Source organism: Methylobacterium sp. 092160098-2 (genome assembly GCF_028920805.1).
Lineage (GTDB): Bacteria > Pseudomonadota > Alphaproteobacteria > Rhizobiales > Beijerinckiaceae > Methylobacterium > Methylobacterium fujisawaense.
Genome location: NZ_JAQPZJ010000001.1, coordinates 871,789 through 894,896 on the forward strand (window position 1 = coordinate 871,789; position 23,108 = coordinate 894,896).

18 protein-coding genes are annotated in these 23,108 nt (G+C 68.0%); 14 read left to right on the plus strand and 4 right to left on the minus strand.

Features of this window, described 5'->3' with window-relative positions:
• Window positions 1-137: 137 nt before the first annotated feature.
• Window positions 138-1,040 (plus strand): N-formylglutamate amidohydrolase, encoded by a 903-nt coding sequence (locus PQI07_RS04005; RefSeq protein ID WP_043754900.1) that lies wholly within the window; start codon window positions 138-140, stop codon window positions 1,038-1,040.
• A gap of 336 nt (window positions 1,041-1,376) precedes the next feature.
• Here the strand turns inward: PQI07_RS04005 and galU are convergent, their stop codons facing one another.
• Window positions 1,377-2,246: a UTP--glucose-1-phosphate uridylyltransferase GalU gene (galU, locus tag PQI07_RS04010; protein ID WP_043380421.1), complete on the minus strand. Its 870-nt coding sequence runs from the start codon at window positions 2,244-2,246 to the stop codon at window positions 1,377-1,379.
• Between the two features lie 175 nt (window positions 2,247-2,421).
• Between galU and galE the strand changes: the two genes are divergently transcribed.
• From galE to PQI07_RS04025, 3 genes are all read left to right on the plus strand, one after another.
• A complete protein-coding gene (galE, locus tag PQI07_RS04015) occupies window positions 2,422-3,414 on the plus strand; it encodes a UDP-glucose 4-epimerase GalE (protein WP_043353807.1) in 993 nt (330 codons plus the stop codon).
• 4 nt (window positions 3,415-3,418) lie between these two features.
• On the plus strand, window positions 3,419-4,612 hold the full coding sequence (locus PQI07_RS04020; RefSeq protein ID WP_274926082.1) for a lytic murein transglycosylase: 1,194 nt from the start codon (window positions 3,419-3,421) through the stop codon (window positions 4,610-4,612).
• 93 nt (window positions 4,613-4,705) lie between these two features.
• Complete coding sequence (locus tag PQI07_RS04025; protein WP_111474290.1) at window positions 4,706-6,133, plus strand: SGNH/GDSL hydrolase family protein; 1,428 nt, start codon at window positions 4,706-4,708, stop codon at window positions 6,131-6,133.
• 28 nt (window positions 6,134-6,161) lie between these two features.
• Here the strand turns inward: PQI07_RS04025 and PQI07_RS04030 are convergent, their stop codons facing one another.
• Window positions 6,162-7,595 carry a glutamate synthase subunit beta gene (locus PQI07_RS04030; protein WP_274926083.1) on the minus strand — a complete coding sequence of 478 codons (1,434 nt, stop codon included), beginning with the start codon at window positions 7,593-7,595 and terminating at the stop codon, window positions 6,162-6,164.
• A gap of 101 nt (window positions 7,596-7,696) precedes the next feature.
• A complete protein-coding gene (gltB, locus tag PQI07_RS04035; RefSeq protein WP_274926084.1) occupies window positions 7,697-12,412 on the minus strand; it encodes a glutamate synthase large subunit in 4,716 nt (1,571 codons plus the stop codon).
• A 538-nt stretch (window positions 12,413-12,950) separates the two neighbouring features.
• Here gltB and PQI07_RS04040 point away from each other — a divergent pair.
• Entirely contained in the window at window positions 12,951-13,796 is an 846-nt protein-coding gene (locus PQI07_RS04040; protein ID WP_274926085.1) for a hypothetical protein, read from the plus strand.
• Between the two features lie 37 nt (window positions 13,797-13,833).
• On the opposite strand, the gene fdhD is transcribed toward PQI07_RS04040, so the two are convergent.
• Window positions 13,834-14,676, minus strand: a complete 843-nt coding sequence (gene fdhD / locus PQI07_RS04045) for a formate dehydrogenase accessory sulfurtransferase FdhD (protein WP_446720939.1) — start codon at window positions 14,674-14,676, stop codon at window positions 13,834-13,836.
• Between the two features lie 300 nt (window positions 14,677-14,976).
• Between fdhD and coxB the strand changes: the two genes are divergently transcribed.
• The 9 genes from coxB to sfnG all read left to right on the plus strand — a co-directional run bounded on the left by coxB (window position 14,977) and on the right by sfnG (window position 23,087).
• Window positions 14,977-15,816, plus strand: coding sequence for a cytochrome c oxidase subunit II (gene coxB / locus PQI07_RS04050; RefSeq protein ID WP_043348479.1), 840 nt, complete (start codon window positions 14,977-14,979; stop codon window positions 15,814-15,816).
• Between the two features lie 50 nt (window positions 15,817-15,866).
• A complete protein-coding gene (gene ctaD / locus PQI07_RS04055) occupies window positions 15,867-17,495 on the plus strand; it encodes a cytochrome c oxidase subunit I (RefSeq protein ID WP_043348481.1) in 1,629 nt (542 codons plus the stop codon).
• Window positions 17,496-17,710: 215 nt separating this feature from the next.
• The gene (locus tag PQI07_RS04060; RefSeq protein ID WP_043380432.1) at window positions 17,711-18,661 is read left to right on the plus strand and encodes a heme o synthase; all 951 of its coding nucleotides are present in this window, start codon (window positions 17,711-17,713) and stop codon (window positions 18,659-18,661) included.
• 5 nt (window positions 18,662-18,666) lie between these two features.
• A complete protein-coding gene (locus PQI07_RS04065; RefSeq protein WP_043348492.1) occupies window positions 18,667-18,831 on the plus strand; it encodes a cytochrome c oxidase system small membrane protein in 165 nt (54 codons plus the stop codon).
• Window positions 18,832-18,841: 10 nt separating this feature from the next.
• Window positions 18,842-19,453 carry a cytochrome c oxidase assembly protein gene (locus PQI07_RS04070; protein WP_274926086.1) on the plus strand — a complete coding sequence of 204 codons (612 nt, stop codon included), beginning with the start codon at window positions 18,842-18,844 and terminating at the stop codon, window positions 19,451-19,453.
• 154 nt (window positions 19,454-19,607) lie between these two features.
• Window positions 19,608-20,471, plus strand: coding sequence for a cytochrome c oxidase subunit 3 (locus tag PQI07_RS04075; RefSeq protein ID WP_043348496.1), 864 nt, complete (start codon window positions 19,608-19,610; stop codon window positions 20,469-20,471).
• Between the two features lie 146 nt (window positions 20,472-20,617).
• Window positions 20,618-20,998: a DUF983 domain-containing protein gene (locus PQI07_RS04080; protein WP_075381481.1), complete on the plus strand. Its 381-nt coding sequence runs from the start codon at window positions 20,618-20,620 to the stop codon at window positions 20,996-20,998.
• Window positions 20,995-21,759 (plus strand): SURF1 family protein, encoded by a 765-nt coding sequence (locus tag PQI07_RS04085; RefSeq protein ID WP_182592440.1) that lies wholly within the window; start codon window positions 20,995-20,997, stop codon window positions 21,757-21,759. The genes PQI07_RS04080 and PQI07_RS04085 overlap by 4 nt, the downstream gene beginning before the upstream one ends.
• 212 nt (window positions 21,760-21,971) lie before the next feature.
• The gene (sfnG, locus tag PQI07_RS04090) at window positions 21,972-23,087 is read left to right on the plus strand and encodes a dimethylsulfone monooxygenase SfnG (RefSeq protein ID WP_274926087.1); all 1,116 of its coding nucleotides are present in this window, start codon (window positions 21,972-21,974) and stop codon (window positions 23,085-23,087) included.
• The last annotated feature ends 21 nt before the right edge of the window (window positions 23,088-23,108 follow it).

Genomic DNA, 23,108 nt, shown 5'->3' on the forward strand with positions numbered 1-23,108 from the left:
GGATGGAGCGCGCAGCGGGAGCCGCGTGTCTCACGGGCGACTGCCCCAGTCGCCGGCACGGAGTGGACAGGCGGTCGATCGCGCACCACAGTGAGCACCTGCCGTCCTCGTTCAACCGCCGGGGTGTCCACCAACCGATGACTGCATCCGAACCGGTACAGCCAGACGCCTTCGGATTTGCCCCGGCCTTTGCGGTCGACGAGCCCGCGGCGCACACCCTGCCCTTCGTCTTCAATACCGGTCATTCTGGAGCCGTCTACCCCCCAGACTTCATCGCAGCCTCGCGGCTCGACGCCCTGGCGCTGCGTCGTTCCGAGGACGCCTATGTCGAGCGCCTGTTCGCGCCCGTCGTCGAACTGGGCGCGCCGCTGCTGCGGGCCAACTTCCCCCGCGCCTTCCTCGACGTGAACCGCGAGCCGTACGAACTCGACCCCCGCATGTTCGACGGGCGCCTGCCGCCCTTCGCCAACACCCGGTCGATGCGCGTGGCCGGCGGCCTCGGGACGGTCCCGCGCGTCGTCGCAGACGGTCAGGAAATCTACGCCCGGCGACTGCCCGTGGCCGAGGCGACCGCCCGGATCGAGGGCCTGTACAAGCCCTATCACCGCGCGTTGCGCAGCCTCATCCAGCGCACGGCGCGCGCGCATGGTTGCTGCATGCTCATCGACTGCCACTCGATGCCCTCATCGAGCCTGGGCCGCGACCCGGAGATGAAGGCCGACGTGGTGCTGGGCGACCGGTATGGCACGGCTTGCGCGCCCGCGCTGATCGACGGGTTCGAGGCCGCGTTCCGGGCTCGGGGTTTTCGCGTGGTGCGCAACAAGCCCTACGCGGGCGGGTTCATCACGGAGCATTATGGCGAGCCGAACCTGGATCGCCACGCGCTCCAGATCGAGGTCAACCGCGGCCTCTACATGAACGAGGTCAGCCTCGCGACGACGCCGGGCTTTCCGGCCCTGGTCGGAGCCTTGCGCGCCGTGATCGTCGAGGTCGCCCAAGATCTCGCAGATGTCGTTCCGCGCCAAATCGCCGCGGAATAGCGATCGCGCCGGGACGTTCGGCGGAGACGGGTGCGGGAGGACCAGACAGAAAAAAGGCCACTCCCGAAGGAGCGGCCCGAAGTCTAGGGAGGAAACGCCCAAGAAGGGCAGCGGAACCGCGACGCCATCGCGATCCCGCAACGCACAAATTAAAGTGCGCCGCACAAGAAGCAAGGGCAAATCGTCGGATCTCGCTGCTCTGCGTGCATACCGGAGCCGCGTGCGACGGACTAAAGAGGCCCACGCGGTCTCCGGGTGAGCGATCGGCCCCGATCACCGCGTTCGCCGGTCGGGGCCCGGATCTGGGCGGTTCGGCAGCCCCGGAGACGGAGCGCCTTAGCCCTGACGCTTCAGGAGCTTCTCGATTTCAGCCTTCAGCGGCCCCGCGAGGTCGTCCCGATCGAGGGCGTAGGCGAGATTGGCCGTGAGGAAGCCGAGCTTCGAGCCGGTGTCGTAGGTCCGGCCCTCGTAGCGCATGCCGTAGAACGCCTGCGTCTCCATCAGGTCGATCATGGCATCGGTAAGCTGGATCTCGCCGCCAGCGCCCTTCTTGCCATGCTCGAGTATACCGAAGATCTCGGGCTGCAGGATGTATCGGCCGGAAATGATGAAGTTCGATGGCGCCGTGCCCTGCTTGGGCTTCTCGACCATGCCGGTGATCTGGAACGACTGACCGTAGGTCTCGCCGACGCTCACGATCCCGTACTGATGCGTTTCCTCAGGCTTCACCTCCTCGACGGCGATGATGTTGCCACCGTGGCGCTCATAGGCGGACAGCATCTGCTTCATGCAGCCGCGGCTGAGCATGTCGGGGAGCAGGACCGCGAAGGGCTCGTCGCCGACGATCTCCCGGGCGCACCACACCGCATGGCCCAGGCCCAGCGGGGCCTGCTGCCGGGTGAAACTCGTCTGGCCCGCCTTCGGCAGGTCCTTCTTGAGTTCCTCATAGGCGGCCGTCTTCCCCCGCTCCTGGAGCGTGTGGTCGAGTTCGAACGCCATGTCGAAATGATCCTCGATCACGGCCTTGCCGCGACCGGTCACGAAGATGAAGTGTTCGATCCCCGCCTCACGGGCCTCGTCGACGACATGCTGCACGACCGGCCGGTCCACGACCGTGAGCATTTCCTTCGGGACCGCCTTCGTGGCTGGCAGGAAGCGCGTGCCAAGGCCCGCGACGGGCAGGACGGCCTTGCGGATCGGTTTCATCAAACGGTAACCCCGGAACAGGATGGAGCGACGTGGTCGGCGGTGCCGTCAGTGAGATAGCTTAACGCGAGCCGTCGCAAGGGTTCTACGTCGATAGTATGAAGCAGCGGAGCGTAAATTTCCCGTCTGCAATCGCGTAATCAGGCTCGGCGGGACGGCGTCAGGGTGGGGGGTCATGGCGGTTCTGGTTACGGGCGGTGCCGGCTACATCGGCAGCCACATGGTGCTGGCGCTGCTCGATGCGGGCCACGAGGAGGTGATCGTCCTGGACGATCTGTCCACCGGCTTCGACTGGGCGGTTCCGGAGGGCGTCAAGCTCGTGGTCGGAGACGTGGCCGACCAAGCCCTTGTCACGCAGACGATCCTTCAGCATCGGATCGATGCCCTCGCCCACTTCGCCGCCAAGATCGTCGTGCCCGACTCGGTGGCCGATCCGCTGGGTTACTACCTGTCCAACACGGTCAAGACCCGATCGCTGGTCGAGGCCTCCGTGCGGGCCGGCGTCCGGCACGTCATCTTCTCCTCGACCGCAGCCGTCTACGGCGAGCCCGAGGTCGTGCCGGTTCCCGAGGACCTGCCACTGAAGCCGATCAATCCCTACGGCCGCTCGAAGCTGATGAGCGAATGGATGATCGCCGATGCCGCGGCCGCGCACGGCTTCTCGTACGTCATTCTGCGCTATTTCAACGTGGCCGGCGCGGATCCTGAGGGTCGGTCCGGCCAGTCGACGCCGAATGCCACCCACCTCATCAAGGTCGCCACGCAGGCGGCGCGAGGACAGCGCGCACGGCTCGACGTCTTCGGGACCGATTACCCGACCCCCGACGGGTCCTGCCTGCGCGACTACATCCAGGTCTCGGACCTCGCCGAAGCGCATCGTCTGGCCCTCGACCACCTCCGGTCGGGCGGCGACAGCCTGACGCTGAATTGCGGCTATGGCCGCGGTTACTCCGTGCTGGAGGTCATCGAGGTCGTGAAGCGTCTATCCGGCCGCGACTTCGAGGTCAGGCTCTGCCCGCGTCGTGCGGGAGATCCGGCCCGGATCGTGGCCGAGGGCGCGCTGATCCGCGAGCGTTTGGGCTGGCAGCCCCGGCATGACGATCTGGACGCCATCGTCGCTCAGGCCCTGGCCTGGGAGGAGCGCCTGGAAACGCGCAACCGGATCTGACCGAATGATGTCTCGCAGAGGGCTGCTCGCCGCGGCGGCCTGTCTCGCCGCGGGAGAGGTCCGCGCCGAAGATACCTTCCAGGCCTTCGTGGCAGCGCTCCGCCCGGATGCGGCGGCGCGGGGCGTCTCCGCGCAGACCTTCGACGCGGCATTCCGCGGAATCACCGGCCCGGACCCCGGCATTCTGGCGCATACGCGCCGCCAGAGCGAATTCGTCCGGCCCGTCTGGGACTACCTCGTCGGCGCCGTCTCCCCCGGACGCATCGCGCGCGGACGCGCCCGTGCCGCGGCCGTCGCAACGACCCTCCAGGCCATCGAAACCCGCTTCGGCGTGCCGGGGCCGATGATCACGGCGTTCTGGGGCGTGGAATCGGATTTCGGGGCCAGCGCGGGCAGCGTTCCCACCATCCGGGCGCTGGCGACTCTGGCCGAGGCGCGCCACCGCGGCACGCTGTTTCGCGACGAACTCCTCGCCGCTCTCACGATCCTGCAGCGCGGCGACATCACGCCCGACCGGATGAGCGGCAGCTGGGCCGGGGCCATGGGCCAGGTCCAGTTCCTGCCCTCCACCTATCTGGCACATGCGGTCGATTTCGACGGGGACGGGCGGCGCGACATCTGGGCCAGCGCGGCGGATTCGCTCGCCTCGATCGCGGCCTACCTCAAGGATCTCGGCTGGGATCCGACCCTGTCCTGGGGCTACGAGGTGCGCCTGCCGAAGGATTTCGACCTGAGCCGATACAGCGGCGAGCTCGGCTCGTTCGCCGAACGCGGCGTTACCCGCACGGACGGGAAACCTCTGCCCGGCCGCGGCCGGGCCAACCTATTCCTGCCCGGGGGCCTCGGCGCCCCGGTCTTCCTGATCACCGACAATTTCGAGGTGATCCGAGGCTATAACACCTCGGATTCCTACGCTCTGGCCGTGGGCCACCTCGCGGACCGTCTCGGCGGCGGACCGCCGCTGGCGGCTCCCTGGCCGGCCGCAGGGGGGCGCCTCGACGGGCCGGGCCTTCGGGCCCTGCAGACCGGTCTGGCGGCTGCCGGCTTCTACGACGGTCCGACGGATGGCCGCGCCGGCCCGAAGCTGCGCGAGGCGGTGCGCCGCTATCAGATCAGCGTCGGATTGCCGGCTGACGGCTATGCCACGCCGGCCCTGCTCAGCCGGGTCACGGGACAGCCGGCGTCGCCGCGACGCTGATCCCCGCGAGAGGTTTAGACCCGCCGTCAGCTTCCACCTATACTGTGCGCGTTCCGAACGGGTTGGGTTCGGCGTACAGCGTACGGGATGCGCATGGTAGTCGCTCGTCGGCGTCACTCGGAACGCCCGTTGCTCCTCGGCCTCGCGGCCCTGCTGGGGCTCGCCGGTCTGTCCGTCCTCGGCGGGGGACCGGCCCGCGCGCAATGGGGCGACAGCTATCAGCAGCCCGGCGGCGGCACCTATTACGAGGCTCCACCGCGGCGTCGGCCACGGGATGCGTATTACCGTGACGACGGCACATACGGGCGACAACCGCGATATGCGCCGCAGCAGGAGGCGCCGCGCCAGTTCTACTGGCCCTGGGAGGACAGGCCGCAGCCGGTGGCGCCACAGCCGGAGCGCACCTACCGGGCGCCACGCTCACGTCCCCCTTACGCGACCGGGGAGGCACAACGACCGGCTCCCGCGGTGAAGCGGCGGGTCCGCCCGGCGCGGGCGCCGACGCCGCCGAAGCCGGCCGTCGCCAAGACCGAGCCGAACGTCCAGATCGCCGTGTTCGGCGATTCCCTGGCCGACCACCTCGCGAAGGGCCTCGACGACGTCTTCGAGGACAATGCCGACGTCGCCGTGATCGACCGTGCCAAAGGCGACAGCGGCCTCGTACGCAAGGACGTGGTCGACTGGCCGAAGGTTGCCCAGGACTATCTCCAGAGCAACGCGAAAGTGCGCTACGCCTTCGTGATGATGGGCGCCAACGATCGGCAGCCGATCCGCGACGGGGACGAGACGGTCGATCCGCTGACGGATCGCTGGCGTGCCCTCTATCGCGCACGGGTCGAAGCGCTGGTGAAGGTGTTCGTCGATCGCAAGATCCCGCTGATCTGGGTCGGATTGCCGCCGATGCAGAGCGAATCGCTGAGCCGCGATCTCGCGTCGCTGAACGAGATCGTGCGCGACAGTGTGACCAAGGCCGGCGGCACCTATGTCGATATCTGGCCGGGCTTCGTCGACGATCGGGACCGGTACGCGGCGTCGGGACCGGATCCGGAAGGACAGATCGCCAAGCTGCGCACCGCGGACGGTGTCCACTTCACCAAAGCGGGTGACCGCAAGCTCGCGCATTTCGCCGATGTCGAGCTGAAGCGCCTCATGGGCACCGTGCCGGGATCGGCCGAGCCTTCGCCCACCGCAACCGTTGCGCCGACGGCGCCGTCCTCGACCTCGGGGCCCAGCCTCGACGGGCCCGCGCCGGCAACCGACACCGCGGCGATCGATCGCCAGATCACCGCCATGCTGCCGAGCCTGCCGGAACCCCCCGGTGTGCCGGCGCTTCCGGTCAAGCCCGCGGCCGGACCTGTGGTCCCGCTGAGCCGCATGGAGGTCTCGCCTGGCGGCGCTCTCCTGAACGGGCGGCCGCGCGAGCCGGACAACCTCGGCACCGTGGAGCGGACGCTGCTGCGCGGCAACGCCCCCATGCCGCAGCCCGGCCGCGCCGACGATTTCCGCTGGCCGCCCGGCTGAGCCGGGCGCGCCTCTCTCTCGGTCGGCCTCAGCGCGGCAGGACGCTCGTGCCCATCAGGGTCTCGTCGATGGCGCGCGCCGCCTGACGTCCCTCGCGAATAGCCCAGACCACCAGGGACTGGCCGCGGCGCATGTCGCCCGCCGCCCAGATCTTCGGATCCGAGGTCTGATAATCCTCCTCGTTGGCCTCGACGTTGCCGCGCTTGCTCACGCCGATTCCGGATTGCTCCAGGAGACCCTTCTGGACCGAGCCGGCGAATCCGATCGCCATGAAGACGAGGTCGGCGGGCAGGACGAACTCGGTGCCGGGAATCGGCTGACGCTTGGCGTCGACCCGGGCGCAGACCACACCGGTGAGCTGGCCCTTCTTGTTGCCCTGGAGCCGGAGCGTCGCGGCCTGGAACTCGCGCTCCGCCCCCTCGGCCTGGCTGGACGAGGTCCGCATCTTCGTCGGCCAGTACGGCCACACGGTCAGCTTGTCCTCCCGCTCGGGGGGACGGGGGCGGATGTCGAGCTGCGTCACCGACAGGGCACCCTGGCGGAACGCCGTACCGACGCAATCGGAGGCGGTGTCGCCGCCGCCGATGACGACCACGTTCTTGCCGCCCGCCAGGATCGGCAGCTCGCCGTTGCCGCGCATCGGCTCGCTGCTGACCCGGCGGTTCGACTGGACGAGATAGGGCATCGCGTAGTGAACGCCCTCCAGCTCCTGTCCCGGGAGCTGCGGGTTGCGGGGATCCTCGGCGCCGCCGCAGAACATCACGGCGTCGAACTCGGCCTTGAGCTCGTCCACCGACTTCGTCACGCCGATGTTCTGGTTGTAGTGGAAGACGACGCCCTCGGCCTCCATCTGGCGCACGCGCCGGTCGATGTGCCGCTTCTCCATCTTGAAGTCGGGGATGCCGTAGCGCAGCAGGCCGCCGGCCTTCGGCTCGCGCTCGAAGACATGGACGTCGTGACCGACCCGGGCGAGCTGCTGCGCCGCCGCCATGCCCGCGGGACCGGAGCCGACGATGGCGACGCGCTTGCCGGTGCGGGTCTCCGCGGGCTCGGGCTTGACCCAGCCCATGTTCCAGGCCCGGTCGGCGATCGCCTGCTCGATCGTCTTGATGGCGACGGGCTGGTTCTCGAGATTCAGCGTGCAGGCTTCCTCGCACGGCGCGGGGCAGATGCGGCCGGTGAACTCGGGGAAGTTGTTGGTGGAATGGAGGTTGCGCGCAGCCTCCTCCCAATCCGACTGGAAGACGAGGTCGTTCCAGTCCGGGATCTGGTTGTGGACCGGGCAGCCCGTCGGGCCGTGACAGAACGGGATGCCGCAATCCATGCAGCGGGCCGCCTGTTTGGTCAGGTCGTGCTCGTCGAGCGGCAGCGTGAACTCGCGGAAATGCCGGACCCGGTCGGCGGCGAGCTGGTACTTCTGCTCCTGCCGGTCGAACTCGAGGAAACCTGTGATCTTGCCCATTGGTCCGCCCCTGGGCCGGCCAGTCCGTGACTGCGCTGCCCGCGTCGTCTCACATCATGCGTGCGTGACCGGGCGGCGAACCGCCCGGTTCGGGTGTCCGCCTATTCCGCGGCCACCGGCATCCGCGCCATCTCCATCTCGCGCAGCGCCCGGCGGTACTCCACCGGCATGACCTTCACGAACTTGGTGCGGTAGCCGCTCCAATCGTCGAGGATCGCCTTGGCGCGGGGGCTGCCCGTGTACTTGAGATGGTTGGTGATGAGCTGCGTCAGCCGCTCCTCGTCGTGCCCGGACATGTCGGCCAGGATGTCGACCCGCCCCTTGGTCTCCAGATCGCCGTCCTGGTGAAAGCGACGCATCAGGTCGTCCTCCTCCTCGACCGGCTCCAGATCGACCATCGACAGGTTGCAGCGCGCCGAGAACGAGCCGTCCTCGTCGAGCACGTAGGCGATACCGCCCGACATGCCGGCCGCGAAGTTGCGCCCGGTCTCGCCGATCGACACGACCACGCCGCCGGTCATGTACTCGCAGCCATGGTCACCCATGCCCTCGACCACCGTGATGGCGCCCGAGTTCCGCACGGCGAAGCGCTCGCCGGCAGAGCCGCGGATGTAACACTCGCCCGCGATCGCCCCGTACAGCACGGTGTTGCCGACCATGATGGTCCGGTCCTGCGGCGACTTCAGCGCGTCGCTCGGCCGGATGATCAGCTTGCCGCCCGACAGGCCCTTGCCGACATAGTCGTTGCCGTGGCCCGTCAATTCGAGGGTCACGCCGGCCGCCACCCAGGCGCCGAAGCTCTGGCCGGCGGTGCCGGCGAGCTTCACCACGATGGTGTCGTCGGGCAGGCCCTCGTGCCCATGCGCCTTGGCGACCATGCCGGACAGCATCGCTCCGGTCGCCCGATCCGAATTCCGGATCGTGTCGGTCAGGACCACGGGCTCGCCGCTCTCGATGGCGCGCTGGGCACCCGCGATCAGGCGACGGTCGAGGACCGTGTCGATCGGGTGATGCTGCACCTCCACGTGGCGGATCGCCGTGCCCTCGGCCACCTTGGGCCGATGGAACAGCTTGGTGAAGTCGAGCCCGCGCGCCTTCCAGTGGGCGATGGCGTCGACCTTGTCGAGCAGGTCCGAGCGTCCGACCGCTTCCTCCAGCTTGGTGAAGCCCAGCGACGCCAGGATCTCGCGCACCTCCTCGGCCACGAAGAAGAAGTAGTTCACCACGTGCTCGGGCGTGCCCTTGAAGCGCTTGCGCAGCACCGGATCCTGCGTGGCAACGCCCACCGGACAGGTGTTCAAATGGCACTTGCGCATCATGATGCAGCCGGCGGCGATCAGCGGCGCCGTCGAGAAGCCCATCTGGTCGGCGCCGAGCAGGGCCGCGATGATCACGTCGCGCCCGGTGCGGATACCGCCGTCGGCCTGGAGGGCGACGCGCCCGCGCAGGCCGTTGAGCACCAGCGTCTGCTGGGTCTCGGCCAGCCCGGTCTCCCACGGCCCGCCCGCATGCTTGAGCGAGGTCAGCGGCGCGGCACCGGTGCCGCCGTCGAAGCCCGAGATCGTGATGTGGTCGGCCCGCGCCTTGGCGACGCCGGCCGCGACCGTGCCGACGCCGACCTCAGAAACGAGCTTCACCGACACGTCCGCCGACGGATTCACGTTCTTCAGGTCGAAGATCAGCTGGGCCAGATCCTCGATCGAGTAGATGTCGTGGTGGGGTGGCGGCGAGATCAGGCCGACGCCCGGCGTGGCGTAGCGGACCTTGGCGATCTTGGCGTCGACCTTGTGGCCGGGCAGCTGGCCGCCCTCGCCGGGCTTGGCACCCTGCGCGACCTTGATCTGCATCATGTCGGAATTGACGAGGTATTCCGTCGTGACGCCGAAACGGCCGGACGCAACCTGCTTGATCGAGGACCGGCGCGAGCGCCCGTCCGGCAGCGGCTTGAACCGCTCGACCTCCTCGCCGCCCTCGCCGGAGTTCGAGCGGCCGCCGAAGGAGTTCAGCGCGATGGCGAGCGTCTCGTGCGCCTCCTTGGAGATGGAGCCGTACGACATGGCGCCGGTGGCGAAGCGCTTGACGATCTCGGAGGCCGGCTCGACCGACTCCAGCGGGACCGGCTGACGGCCGATCTCCGGCGCCGACTTGATCCGGAACAGGCCGCGCAGCGTCTTGAGCTGGTGCTCCTGGCGGTTCACGAGATCGGCATATTCCCGGTAGCGCTCGGGCACGTTGAGGCGCACCGCGTGCTGCAGCGTGGCCACCGTGTCCGGCGTCCAGGTGTGGGTCTCGCCGCGCAGGCGGTAGGCGTACTCGCCGCCGACATCGAGGGCGTTCCGGTAGACCGGTGCGTCCCCGAAGGCGTCGCGGTGACGGCGCACCGTCTCCTCGGCGATCTCGGCCATGCCGACGCCCTCGATGGTCGTCGCCGTGCCGAAGAAGTCGCGGCCCACGAAGGTCGAGTTCAGGCCGACCGCGTCGAAGATCTGGGCGCCGCAATAGGACTGGTAGGTCGAGATGCCCATCTTGGACATCACCTTCAGCAGGCCCTTATCGATCGCCTTGATGTAGCGGTAGATGATCTCGTCGTCGGTGAGATCCGGGGGGAACTCATCCTTCATCTCGAGCAGCGTCTCGAAGGCGAGATACGGGTTGATCGCCTCGGCGCCGTAGCCCGCCAGGCAGGCGAAGTGATGCACTTCGCGCGGCTCGCCCGATTCGACCACAAGGCCGACCGAGGTCCGCAGCCCCTTGCGGATCAGGTAATTGTGGACGGAGGCCGTGGCGAGAAGCGCCGGAATCGGGATCCGGTCCGGCCCGACCGCCCGGTCGGTGAGAACGATGATGTTGTAGCCGCCACGCACCGCAGCCTCGGCCCGGTCGCAGAGGCGGTCCAGCGCCCCGTCCATGGCCTGCGCGCCCGACTCGGCCGGGTAGGTCATGTCGAGCGTCTTGGTGTCGAACCGGTCCTCGAAATGGCCGATCGAGCGGATCTTCTCCAGGTCACCGTTCGTCAGGATCGGCTGGCGGACCTCCAGGCGCTTGCGCCGGGATGCGCCTTCCATGTCGAGCAGGTTCGGCCGCGGCCCGATGAACGACACGAGGCTCATCACGGCCTCCTCGCGGATCGGGTCGATCGGCGGGTTCGTGACCTGCGCGAAGTTCTGCTTGAAGTAGGTGTAGAGCAGCTTCGACTTCTCGGAGAGCGCCGAGAGCGGCGTATCCGTGCCCATCGAGCCGACCGCCTCCTGGCCGGTGACGGCCATGGGCTGCATCAGCAGCTTGAGGTCTTCCTGGGTGTAGCCGAAGGCCTGCTGGCGATCGAGCAGGCTGACGTCGCCGCGCGACTCGCGCGGCTGCACCGGGCGCAGATCCTCCAGGACGATCTGGGTGTTCTTGACCCAATCGGCATAGGGGTGCGCGGCGGCGAGCTCGCCCTTGATCTCCTCGTCCGAGACGATGCGACCCTTCTGCAGGTCGATCAGAAGCATGCGGCCCGGCTGGAGGCGCCAGGATTGCACGATCTTCTCGTCCGGGATCGGCAGGGTACCCATCTCGGAGGCGAGCACCACGAGGCCGTCATCGGTGACGATGTAGCGGGCCGGGCGCAGACCGTTCCGGTCGAGGGTCGCGCCGATCTGGCGGCCGTCCGTGAAGGCCACGGCGGCGGGGCCGTCCCACGGCTCCATCAGCGCGGCGTGATACTCGTAGAAGGCGCGCCGCTCCTCGGTCATCAGCGGGTTGCCGGCCCAGGCCTCCGGGATGAGCATCATCATCGCGTGGGCGAGCGGGTATCCGCCCTGCACGAGGAACTCGAGGGCGTTGTCGAAGCAGGCGGTATCCGACTGCCCTTCGTACGAGATCGGCCACAGCTTCGAGATGTCGTTGCCGAACAGGTCGGAATCGACGCTCGCCTGACGGGCGGCCATCCAGTTGACGTTGCCGCGCAGCGTGTTGATCTCGCCGTTATGGGCGACCATCCGGTACGGGTGCGACAGCCGCCAGGTCGGGAACGTATTGGTGGCGAAACGCTGGTGGACGAGGGCGATCGCCGAGACGAAGCGCTTGTCCTTCAGGTCGAGGAAGTAGCCGCCGAGCTGCGTGACCAGCACCATGCCCTTGTAGACGATGGTCCGGGACGAGACGGAGACCGGGTAGAACTCCTTCACCCGCGGGTCTTCGAGGGCGTAGACCTTGTTGGAGATCACCTTGCGGGCGACATAGACCCGGCGCTCGAACGCGTCCTGGTCGGTGACCGAAGCCGGCCGGCCGATGAAGACCTGACGGTGATGCGGCTCGGTCGCCTTCACGGCCTCTCCGAGATCCTCCGGATCGACCGGCACGTCGCGCCAGCCGAGCAGCGGCAGGCCCTCGGCGGCGAGCGCCGATTCGACGATCTCCTGAATGATCGCCCGCGGCTCGTCCGCCTTCGGCATGAAGAACTGGCCGATCGCGTACGAACCCGCCGGCGGCAGCTCGAATCCGAGCCGCGAGCATTCCTCGGCGAAGAAGCCGTGCGGAATCTGCGTGAGGATGCCGCAGCCGTCGCCCATCTTGGGATCTGCGCCCACCGCACCGCGATGGTCGAGGTTCTCCAGGATCTTCAGACCCTGCGCGACGATCGCGTGGGTCCGGCGGTCGTGCATGTCGGCGATGAAGCCGACGCCGCAGGCATCGCGCTCGTTCGCGGGATCGTAGGAACCCTGGGCTTTCGGAAGGGCGGGATCGCGCACGATGAGCGGCATCGCGCCGCCGCGCGGGGCGGCAGCCTGGGCCGTGGACGCAGCAAACTCTTCGGCAGCCCTGCGTTGTGACATGCTTCGTCTCGTCCTTCCCTCGAACCCGTCCGCAGCCAAGAACCCGCGAGCATGTTTCATGCCCGCAAGCCGTCGGCGCCCGGCGCTTCGGCCTCTTGCCGCAGGCCATTCGGCCGGTCCGGGTGGACACGTCCGTCGGCTTGCGTTCATCGAGGACCCAGACCGCTCAGGGAGCGGTGCGCTGGCGCGCCCGTATCCGTCAGCCGAAGAACTCGCCCGCGCGCGAGACGGCGACGGCCGGGGTGCACGGCCGATGGGACAGTTGTGCTGTCCTAAGTCGCAAAACTGCCAGATTGAAATGTTTTCAGCAAGAGACTGCTGGCGGCTGCGGCGTCGCCGCTCTGGATGAGGGGGCGGACCCGGCTCCCGGCCTCCGCAATCTCGCCCGAATCGCGGGTTCTACCGGGCAGGCCGAGCACAAGCGGCATGCGGGGCAACGACCTCGCCGGCATGGTCGAGGTCCGGGTCCACCGGCCCGGACCATGCCGGAACCGGACACTCTGCCGGGTCTCCAAACCGAGAACGCACAAGAGTGACGATGAAGAGCAGAGTTGCACGCCTCCGACGACCGACGATCCTGACGCTGGGCGCGGTCGTCCTATCGGCCGCGACCTGCCTGGGTGCATCCAGCGGCGCCCACGCGCAATTCGCTTTCGAGGATGAGGTCCTCCCCCCGCGCGTCGTGGCTTGGCGCCTCGCAGACCGCGGCTTCAGCGGCCTCAGCCGCCCGCACTTCGACGGGCGGGTCTACGTCGTCGAGGCCGTCGGCCCCGCCGGCGTGCCGGTGCGGCTCTTCGTCGATCCGATGACAGGGGCGATCGTGGGCCGCCAGCGGACGGGGGCGCCGGAAACCTACGCGCGGCTTGAGCGGCCCACACCCGGTTTCGGCTGGACCGAGGACGAGGCCCTCCCCCGTCGCGCGATCCGCCCGGCCCCGCCCGCCGAGGACCCGATGGCGCGACCGAAGCGCCGTCCGGGTGGCGAAGCCTTCCGACCGGACGTCAATCCCGACGGGCTCAACCCCGACGGCGTCGTCCGCAGCGCTCCGTCCAGAAAGGTCGCACGGGCGACGCCCGCGCGCACGCCGGAGCTGAAGACGCCCCACCGCACCTCACCCGAGGCGCCGGCCCCCAAGATCGCTCCCGCCGACACGGCCAAGAGCGATCCGAATCCGCCCTCGGCGCCCGAGACCAAGGCGGCATCGATCGAGAAATCCCCCTCGCCGGCCCCGACGACGCCTGCTGCAGCACCCTCGAAGCCGGCCGGAGCCCCCGTCGCGGACGCGGCCAAGCCGGCCGCGAAGGACTGGAAGGACCCGCCGTCGGACAAGAAGCCGGTGCGGGTGATCGGCGGCGCCACCATCGTCCCGGGCCCGTCCGAATAGGCGCGCCGGCTCTGGCCTCGGCGTCACCCGCCGGTGGTCAGCCGCCGGCGGTCAGCCTCTCTGCGCCCGTGAAGACCGTGACGGTATCGGCCCGCGCGATGGCGCAGAGCGTCAGGCCATAGGATCGGGCACGTTCGAGGGCCAGCGACGTCGGTGCCGAGATGGCGACGATCACAGCCGCGCCGAGCCGTGCGGCCTTTTCAACCATCTCGAACGAGCAGCGGCTGGTGATGACGAGAAAACCCTCGTCCGCGGGCGTGCCCGCCCGCATCAGGGCGCCGATCAGCTTGTCGAGGGCGTTGTGGCGGCCGACATCCTCACGGACCGCCGCAAGGCTGCCGTCGCGGCGAGCCCAGGCCGCCGCGTGAACGGCGCGCGTCTCCGCGCCGAGCACCTGCGCCCGATCCAGCTCGGAGAGCGCGCGGGCAATGGCCGGTAGAGCGATCCGGACTTCGGACGCGGCCCGCCCCCCGGCCCGCGGCAGTTGCGCCAGATCCTCGATGCCACAGACGCCGCAACCGGTCCGGCCGCTGATGGCGCGCTTGCGCGCCAAGTGCTCGCGAAGCCGACCGGGCGCCAGATCGACGTGAAGGCGCAGGCCGTCCTCGGCCATCTCGACCCGGGTCGCGCGGATCTCGTCCACGCTGTCCACGATCCCTTCCGTGAGGCTGAACCCGTAGGCGAAATCCTCCAGATCGGCGGGCGTCGCCATCATCACCGCGTGCGGCACGCTGCCGTAGACGAGGTTGACCGGCGCCTCCGCTGCGAGCGCCCGCGTGTCCGGCTTCGGCGCCGAGCCGTCATAGGCCATCACCTGCATGGACACCGGCACCGCGCAGGGCGGCAGACCGGACGTTCGGCTTCCGGTTTCCGTCGACATCTCGAACTCCGATGGGGTGATACGAACGGCCGGCGATGGCTCATCCCCCGCGCCATGCGACCGTGAATGATTTCGCCGTTCCCTAGTGCGCCGACGCCACGAGACACCGCCAACTGGCTGGAAAGCGCGCGATGCGACGCTTGTGCGGTTGCACCTCGTCGGCCCTTGTGGTCTGAAGCCCCGGTCGGATAATGCCGGGTGACACAACCGGTACTCCGTCACGTCGGTACAATCCCGCACGCAGTCAAGACGGGACGGTTCGGCGGCAGCCAGATAGTTCAAGGGAGCCACGAGAGGCAGATGCGGACGGTGCGGACGATCAACCGGTCACTCTGGAGCCTCGCCGCTCTCGGCGCCCTGCTCTTCCCGATATCAGGCGCGCAGGCTGCGGGCTTCGGTCAGCCCGTGCCGTGGGAGATGGACCGGCAGATTCCGGTCACAGACAACGCGCGCGACATCCTGAACTTCGAAATCGGCCTGCACTGGCTGTCCCTCGGGATTTCCGTCTTCGTCCTGGGGCTGATCCTCTGGTGCATCTACCGCTTCAGCGAGAAGCGGAACCCGACGCCGTCGCGCACCACGCACAACACCGCCATCGAGATCGCCTGGACGATCGTGCCGGTGCTGATCCTGGTCGCCGTCGCGATCCCGTCCTTCCGCCTGCTGCGCACGCAGCTCTCGGATCCGAAGGCCGACATGATCGTCAAGGTCATCGGCCACGCGTGGTACTGGTCCTACGAGTACCCGCAGACCGAGGCCGGCGGCGGCTTCACCTTCGACGCCAACATCGACGAGGACAAGCAGCCGCGCCTGCTCCAGACCGACAACGAGATGGTCGTTCCGGTCAACAAGATCGTGAAGATCCAGGTCACCGCTGCCGACGTGCTGCATTCCTGGGCCATGCCGGCCTTCGGCTTCAAGATCGACGCCGTTCCCGGCCGCCTGAATCAGATGTGGTTCAAGGCCGACAAGGAAGGCACCTTCCACGGTCAGTGCTCCGAGCTGTGCGGCCAGCGCCATGCCTACATGCCGATCGTGGTCCGCGTGGTCAGCGAGCAGGCCTATGCCGAATGGCTGAAGGAGGCGAAGACCAAGTACGCCCGCATCGACAACGGCACGAGCTTCGCCGAGGCCCGCTGAGCCCCGGCTGACCGAACCGAACCCATCAGATTCACAAGGCATTCGAATCCATGGCTACAGCCGCAGCCCATGCCGGGGCCCACGAGGTCCACGACCACAAGCCATCGTTCTTCGCCCGCTGGTTCCTGTCGACGAACCACAAGGACATCGGCACCCTCTACCTGCTGTTCGCCTTCTGCGCCGGCATGATCGGCGCGTTCCTCTCCTTCGGCATCCGGATGGAGATGGAGGCGCCCGGCCTGCAGTATTTCTCAAACCCCGCGACCTACAACGTGTTCGTCACGGGACACGGCCTCATCATGGTGTTCTTCATGGTGATGCCGGCGCTGATCGGTGGCTTCGGCAACTGGTTCGTGCCCCTCATGATCGGCGCGCCCGACATGGCGTTCCCGCGCATGAACAACATCTCGTTCTGGCTGACGGTGGCGGGCTTCTGCTCCCTGCTCTGCTCGCTGTTCGTCGAGGGCGCGCCCGGCGCGTCAGGCGCCGGCACCGGCTGGACCGTCTACCCGCCGCTCTCGACCGCCGGCCATCCCGGCCCGGCCGTCGACTTCGCGATCTTCGCCCTGCACCTCTCGGGCGCGGGCTCGATCCTCGGCGCGATCAACTTCATCACCACCATCCTGAACATGCGCGCCCCGGGCATGACGCTGCACAAGATGCCGCTCTTCGCCTGGGCCGAGCTGGTCACCGCCTTCCTGCTGCTGCTCTCGCTGCCGGTGCTGGCGGGCGCCATCACGATGCTGCTGACCGACCGCAACTTCGGCACGACCTTCTTCGATCCGGCCGGTGGCGGTGACCCGATCCTGTACCAGCACCTGTTCTGGTTCTTCGGTCACCCCGAAGTGTACATCATGATCCTGCCGGCCTTCGGCATCGTGTCGCACATCATCGCCACGTTCTCGCGCAAGCCCGTGTTCGGCTACCTCGCGATGGCCTACGCCATGGTGGCGATCGGCGTCGTCGGCTTCGTCGTGTGGGCCCACCACATGTACACGGTCGGCCTGTCGCTGCAGACGCAGTCCTACTTCGTGTTCGCCACCATGGTGATCGCGGTCCCGACCGGCGTGAAGATCTTCTCGTGGATCGCCACCATGTGGGGCGGCTCCATCCGCTTCACCGCCGCGATGCACTGGGCGGTGGGCTTCATCTTCCTCTTCACCGTCGGCGGCGTCACCGGCGTCGTGCTCGCCAACTCGGCGGTCGATAAGTACCTGCACGACACCTACTACGTGGTCGCGCACTTCCATTACGTGCTGTCCCTGGGTGCCGTGTTCATCATCTTCGCCGGTGTCTACTACTGGTTCCCGAAGATGACCGGCCACATCATCCCCGAGTGGGCCGGCAAGCTGCACTTCTGGCTGGCCTTCATCGGCGCGAACGTCCTGTTCTTCCCGATGCACTTCCTCGGCCTCGCCGGCATGCCGCGTCGCTACGCCGACTATCCGGATGCCTTCGCCCAGTGGCACAAGGTGTCGACCTACGGCGGCCACATCTTCGGCCTCGGCATGTTCGTGTTCGTGATCGGCGTGGTCCTGGCCTTCCGCTCCAAGGAGCGGGCCGCGGACAACCCGTGGGGCGAAGGCGCTACCACCCTCGAGTGGACGCTCTCCTCCCCGCCGCCCTTCCACCAGTTCGAGACGCTGCCCCGCATCGTCGACGAGCCGGGCGCGCACTGATAGAGACCTCGCGAGGGCCGCAGCCGCGGCCCTCGCCCTTCCCCGGAGGCCGGTCGGCCGACCTCCCGGCAAGGGCGAGCGTTGAGGGCGATCCGCACGGGCCGAGGACGACGTCCTGGGCCCCGCTCACGCCGACTCTTGGAACACGTCGAATTCGAGAACCGACTCGGCCGTGACGCGCGCGGCCGGGCGCCGACACAGCAGCGGCAGACGCGATGACGAGCCTGACGAACACGATCGGACCGGAGGTCCCCGCCCCGGCCCTCACGAGCGCCGGCGGCGACGTTCCGGACTATTTCGCCCTGCTGAAGCCGCGGGTGATGGTTCTCGTCATCTTCACCGCCCTGGTCGGCATGGTGGTCTCCCACGGGCACGTGCAGCCGGCGATCGGCGCGATCTCGCTGCTCGCCATCGCGGTCGGCGCCGGTGCCTCCGGCTGCCTCAACATGTGGTGGGACGCGGATATCGACGCCGTCATGAGCCGCACGGCGACGCGGCCGATCCCTGCGGGCAAGATCACGTCGGAGGAGGCCCTCGGCTTCGGCCTGTTCCTCTCGGTGGCGTCCGTGCTGGTGCTGGGCCTCACCGCCAACTGGCTGGCCGCGGCGCTCCTGGCCTTCACCATCGTGTTCTACGCGGTGGTCTATTCCATGTGGCTGAAGCGGGCGACGGCGCAGAACATCGTCATCGGCGGCGCCGCGGGCGCCCTGCCGCCGGTCATCGGTCAGGCGGTGGTGACCGGCTCGGTGGGCATCGAGTCCCTGATCCTGTTCGCCATCATCTTCATCTGGACCCCGCCCCACTTCTGGGCGCTCGCCCTGATCAAGGCCGACGAGTACGCCCGCGCCGGCATCCCGATGATGCCGAACGTCGCCGGCCCGGCCTCCACCCGCCGCCAGATCGTGTGGTACTCGCTGCTCCTCGCGCCCCTCGGCCTCGTGCCGGTTGCGCTCGGCTTCGGCGGCCTCGTCTACGCGGTGGTCGGCCTCGTGGGCGGCCTCGGTATGGTGGCCTTCAGCATCCGGGTTCTCCGGAACCGCGAGGGCGATGCCGAGAAGCGTGCCGCCATGGGCATGTTCGGCTTCTCGATCCTCTACCTGTTCGCGCTGTTCTCGGCGCTCCTGGCCGAGCAGAGCTTCGGCCTGTTCCGCCCGGTCCTGGGCTGAGCGCCATGGCGGATCCCGAGATCCAGTACCGGCCACTCACCCCCGAGGAGGAGGCGCGCCGCCGCAAGCGCTCCGTGGCCATCGCGCTGGCCCTCGGCGCCTGGGTTTTGCTGTTCTTCGTGCTGACGATCGTCAAGCTCGGACCGCAGATCCTGAGCCGGCCGCTCTGAGGAGTTCGCGATGACAGCTGCCCCTTCCGGACCGGGTCGCGGCGCCAAGCGTACCGCCATCGCCTGCGCCGGTCTCGCCGTCGGCATGGTCGGCCTCGCCTTCGCGTCGGTCCCTCTCTACAACGCGTTCTGCAAGGCGACCGGCTACGACGGAACGCCCCGCCAGGGGCCGGCGCTCGCCGCCTCCGCGGCACGCAACGACGACAGCATGGTCGTGCATTTCGACACCAACGTCGCACCGGGGCTGTCCTGGAAGTTCGTCCCGGAAGTGAGCCGCGTCGAAGCGAAGCTCGGCGAGACGAAGACCGTCTTCTTCCGGGTGCAGAATGTCGGCAGCGCACCGTCGGCGGGTGTGGCCACCTTCAACGTCCAGCCCGGCCTGATGGGCGGCTATTTCGTCAAGATCGCCTGTTTCTGCTTCAACGAGCAGACGCTTCAGCCCGGCGAGACATTGGACGTGCCCGTGGTGTTCTATGTCGATCCGGCCGTCCGGGACGATTCGAACACCGCGCATCTCTCGGAGATGACGCTGTCCTACACGTACTTCGCCTCCAAGAACGGCCAGCCGGTCAAGGCGACGGTGGCGAAGTCCGGTTCTTCGGAGACGAAGGGCGATTTCTGATCGCGGACCCGTGACAAGACGGGCCTGCACCGACTAAACGTTCGGGCAAGCTTGGGTGTGGTGTCGGCCGCGCCCGGCCAAGAGCAAGCAACGAACAGCGTAAGGCCGGATGCCGGGAACGGCGCGGGGCACGAGGGTGAGGAGCGACGGGACGATGGCCGAGGCGCACGCCAAGAATCACGACTATCACATCCTGAGTCCGAGCCCGTGGCCGTTGATCGGGGCCTTTTCAGGCTTCCTGATGGCGTTCGGCGCCGTGTTCTGGATGAAGAGCCTCCAGATCGGCACCCTGAGCCCAGGCCCCTACATCTTCGGGGCCGGCACGATCGGCGTCCTCTACACGATGTTCTCGTGGTGGCGGGACGTCGCCCACGAGGCCAATTCCGGCGATCACACCCGCGTCGTCCAGCTGCACCACCGCTACGGCATGATGATGTTCATCGCCTCCGAGGTGATGTTCTTCGTCGCGTGGTTCTGGGCCTACTTCGAGGCCGCGCTCTACACCGCCGATCCCATCCAGGTCTCGCGTGTGGAGTTTACCGGCGGCGTCTGGCCGCCGAAGGGTATCGAGGCCTTCGATCCCTGGCATCTGCCGCTCCTCAACACGCTGATCCTGCTGACCTCCGGCACCACGGTGACCTGGGCCCACCACGCGCTGATCGAGGGCGACCGCAAGGGCCTGAAATACGGCCTGTGGCTGACGATCATCCTCGGCGTTCTGTTCACCGCCTGCCAGGCCTACGAGTACAGCCACGCCGAATTCGGCTTCTCGGGAAGCATCTACGCGTCGACATTCTTCATGGCGACGGGCTTCCATGGCGCCCACGTCATCATCGGCACGATCTTCCTCGCGGTCTGCCTGTTCCGCGTCTATGCGGGCCAGTTCACCCCGCGCCAGCATCTCGGCTTCGAGTTCGCCGCCTGGTACTGGCACTTCGTCGACGTCGTATGGCTGTTCCTGTTCGCCGCCATCTACGTGTGGGGCTCGGGCGTCTTCCACGGCGGCGGCGCTCACTGAGAGCGAAGCATCCCGCCGATGCATGGCGGACCTGCGAAGGGCGGCTCAGGCCGCCCTTTTGCATTTCCGACGCTTCGTGATCCCCATATCGGATAGGACGGCCCGGGCGCGGGACGACCGGGGTCCGCGCGGAGCTGTTCTGGAGTATGCCCGTGGACAACCGAACCTATTCGCCGCCGCCCCCGATCCCCACCGGCCTGCGCGGCCGGTGCCCGCGTTGCGGCGAGGGACATCTGTTCAAGGGGTTTCTCACCCTGCGTCCCTCCTGCGAGGCCTGCGGCCTCGACTACACGCATTTCGACTCGGCGGATGGGCCGGCCTTCTTCGTGATGTCGATCGTCGGCCTCATCGTCGTGGGCCTCGCCCTGTGGCTGGAGATCACCTACGAGCCGCCGATCTGGGTTCACGCCACGGTGGCACTGACACTCTCCGTCGGTCTCAGCTTGATCCTGGTTCGACCGCTCAAGGGCCTTCTGGTCGCCCTTCAGTTCAGCAATCGGGCCGAGGAAGGGCGCTTCGAGCCGTGACCGCTGCCGAAACGAAGCGGGCCGCCTGGCGCGATCTCGTCGCGCCGGGAATCGCGTCCTTGATCGCTCTGGCCATCCTGCTCGGCCTCGGGACATGGCAGCTCGAACGCAAGGCCTGGAAGGAAGACCTGATCGCGCGGATCGTTCGGCAAAGCCGGGCCGAGCCCGTGGCGCCCCCGGCGCCGGAGGCCTGGACTCCGGAGCGTGACGAGTTTCGGCATGTCCGGGTCTCCGGGCGCTTCCTCAACGACCGGGAGACCCTCGTCCACGGCCTGGCAGCCGGCGAGACGCCGGGACGCGCCCTGCAAGGCTTCTATGTTCTCACGCCCCTGCGCCGCGACGACGACAGCATCGTGTTGATCAACCGGGGCTTCGTGCCCACGGAACTGAAGGCGCAGGGTGATCGCCGGGATGGCCTGATCGAGGGGCCGACGACGGTCACTGGAATCCTCCGGTCCAGCGAGGCCCGGGGGATGTTCGTGCCGGCGCCCGACCCGGCCCGTGGCGAGTGGTTCAATCGGGATATCGCCGGCATCGCCGCGGCCCGCGGCCTCGGCACGGTGGCGCCCTACCTGATCGAGGCCGATGCCGTCCCGGGACAGACGACCTGGCCGCGGGGCGGTCAGCTGCGCGTCGACCTCCCCAACAACCATCTGCAATACGCGTTCACGTGGTTCGGCCTCGCCGCCTGTCTGATCGGCGTCTTCTCGGTCTTCGCGTGGCGCCGCCTGCACGATTCGGCCGAGCCCCGGGCGGCCTAGGACAAAATCGAACTCTTTGGCTCCCGGCGAGGAAAAGTCTCGCGGGGTCCGGCTGAAAAACAGCAACCCGTTCCTTTGACCGCGCGCCGTCGCTCCAGAATACTTTCTGTGTTCTGGATCGATCGGCCGCGCAGTGCATAGTGTATTCAGTTCGCGGCGATCTTCCAAAGACGACACGGCGCGTGGCCGCCGTGCAACTGAGGTAGCGCCGGATGACAAGCCATTTCGCCGATGACCCGCGGCGCGAGCCGATCCGCTTCGCCTACTGGGTGCCCAACGTTTCCGGTGGGCTCGTGATCAGCAAAATCCCGCAGCGGACGAGCTGGGATGCGGAGTACAATCGAAAGCTGGCCCAGATCGCCGAGGCGGCGGGGTTCGAGTACGGGCTGACGCAGATCCGGTTCACCGCCGGCTACGGGGCTGAGTACCAGCACGAATCGGTGGCCTTCAGCCACGCCCTGCTTGCCGCGACGACCAAGCTCAAGGTCATCGCCGCCCTTCTACCCGGACCGTGGCATCCGACCCTCGCCGCCAAGCAGATCGCCACGATCTCGCAGCTCACCGAGGGGCGCATCGCGGTGAACATCGTGTCGGGCTGGTTCTCGGGAGAGTTCCGGGCCATCGGCGAGCCCTGGCTCGATCATGACGAGCGTTACCGCCGGTCCGAGGAATTCATCCGGAGCCTGCGCGGGATCTGGACGCAGGACAACTTCACCTTCCGCGGCGATTTCTATCGCTACAGCGACTACACGTTGAAGCCGAAGCCCGCCCAGCCGCTGCCTGAGATCTTCCAGGGCGGTTCGTCCCGGGCGGCGCGCGACATGGCGACCCGCGTCTCCGACTGGTACTTCACCAATGGCGGCACGCCGGAGACGATCCGGGCCCAGGTGGACGACATCCGCGCCAAGTCGGCCGAGACCGGCAATTATCCCCGGATCGGCGTGAACGCCTTCGTGATCGCCCGCGACACGGAGGAGGAAGCCCGCGCCGTCCTTCAGGAGATCATCGACAATGCCGATCCCGAGGCCGTGAGGGCTTTCGGCCACGAGGTGAAGAATGCCGGCAAGGCCTCGCCCGAAGGCGAAGGCAACTGGGCGAAGTCGAGCTTCGAGGATCTCGTTCAGTACAACGACGGCTTCAAGACCAACATGATCGGCACGCCCGACCAGATCGCCGAGCGGATCCTGGCGCTGAAGGATGCCGGTGCGGACCTCGCGCTGCTGGCCTTCCTGCACTTCCAGGAAGACGTCGCGTATTTCGGCGCGCACGTGATCCCCCGGGTCCGCGCCCTCGAGGCCGCCCGGAACCGGCATGCCGAGGCAGCCTGAGCGTCGCACGCCGATCCGTAT

Coding starts and splice junctions, on each gene's coding strand:
- sfnG (WP_274926087.1), top strand. CDS start 21,972: ATGACAAGCCATTTCGCCGATGACCCGCGGCGCGAGCCGATCCGCTTC.
- PQI07_RS04070 (WP_274926086.1), top strand. CDS start 18,842: ATGACAGCTGCCCCTTCCGGACCGGGTCGCGGCGCCAAGCGTACCGCC.
- coxB (WP_043348479.1), top strand. CDS start 14,977: ATGCGGACGGTGCGGACGATCAACCGGTCACTCTGGAGCCTCGCCGCT.
- PQI07_RS04075 (WP_043348496.1), top strand. CDS start 19,608: ATGGCCGAGGCGCACGCCAAGAATCACGACTATCACATCCTGAGTCCG.
- PQI07_RS04030 (WP_274926083.1), bottom strand. CDS start 7,595: ATGGGCAAGATCACAGGTTTCCTCGAGTTCGACCGGCAGGAGCAGAAG.
- PQI07_RS04025 (WP_111474290.1), top strand. CDS start 4,706: ATGGTAGTCGCTCGTCGGCGTCACTCGGAACGCCCGTTGCTCCTCGGC.
- PQI07_RS04060 (WP_043380432.1), top strand. CDS start 17,711: ATGACGAGCCTGACGAACACGATCGGACCGGAGGTCCCCGCCCCGGCC.
- PQI07_RS04080 (WP_075381481.1), top strand. CDS start 20,618: ATGCCCGTGGACAACCGAACCTATTCGCCGCCGCCCCCGATCCCCACC.
- ctaD (WP_043348481.1), top strand. CDS start 15,867: ATGGCTACAGCCGCAGCCCATGCCGGGGCCCACGAGGTCCACGACCAC.
- fdhD (WP_446720939.1), bottom strand. CDS start 14,676: ATGTCGACGGAAACCGGAAGCCGAACGTCCGGTCTGCCGCCCTGCGCG.
- PQI07_RS04020 (WP_274926082.1), top strand. CDS start 3,419: ATGATGTCTCGCAGAGGGCTGCTCGCCGCGGCGGCCTGTCTCGCCGCG.
- galE (WP_043353807.1), top strand. CDS start 2,422: ATGGCGGTTCTGGTTACGGGCGGTGCCGGCTACATCGGCAGCCACATG.
- gltB (WP_274926084.1), bottom strand. CDS start 12,412: ATGTCACAACGCAGGGCTGCCGAAGAGTTTGCTGCGTCCACGGCCCAG.
- PQI07_RS04005 (WP_043754900.1), top strand. CDS start 138: ATGACTGCATCCGAACCGGTACAGCCAGACGCCTTCGGATTTGCCCCG.
- PQI07_RS04065 (WP_043348492.1), top strand. CDS start 18,667: ATGGCGGATCCCGAGATCCAGTACCGGCCACTCACCCCCGAGGAGGAG.
- PQI07_RS04040 (WP_274926085.1), top strand. CDS start 12,951: ATGAAGAGCAGAGTTGCACGCCTCCGACGACCGACGATCCTGACGCTG.
- galU (WP_043380421.1), bottom strand. CDS start 2,246: ATGAAACCGATCCGCAAGGCCGTCCTGCCCGTCGCGGGCCTTGGCACG.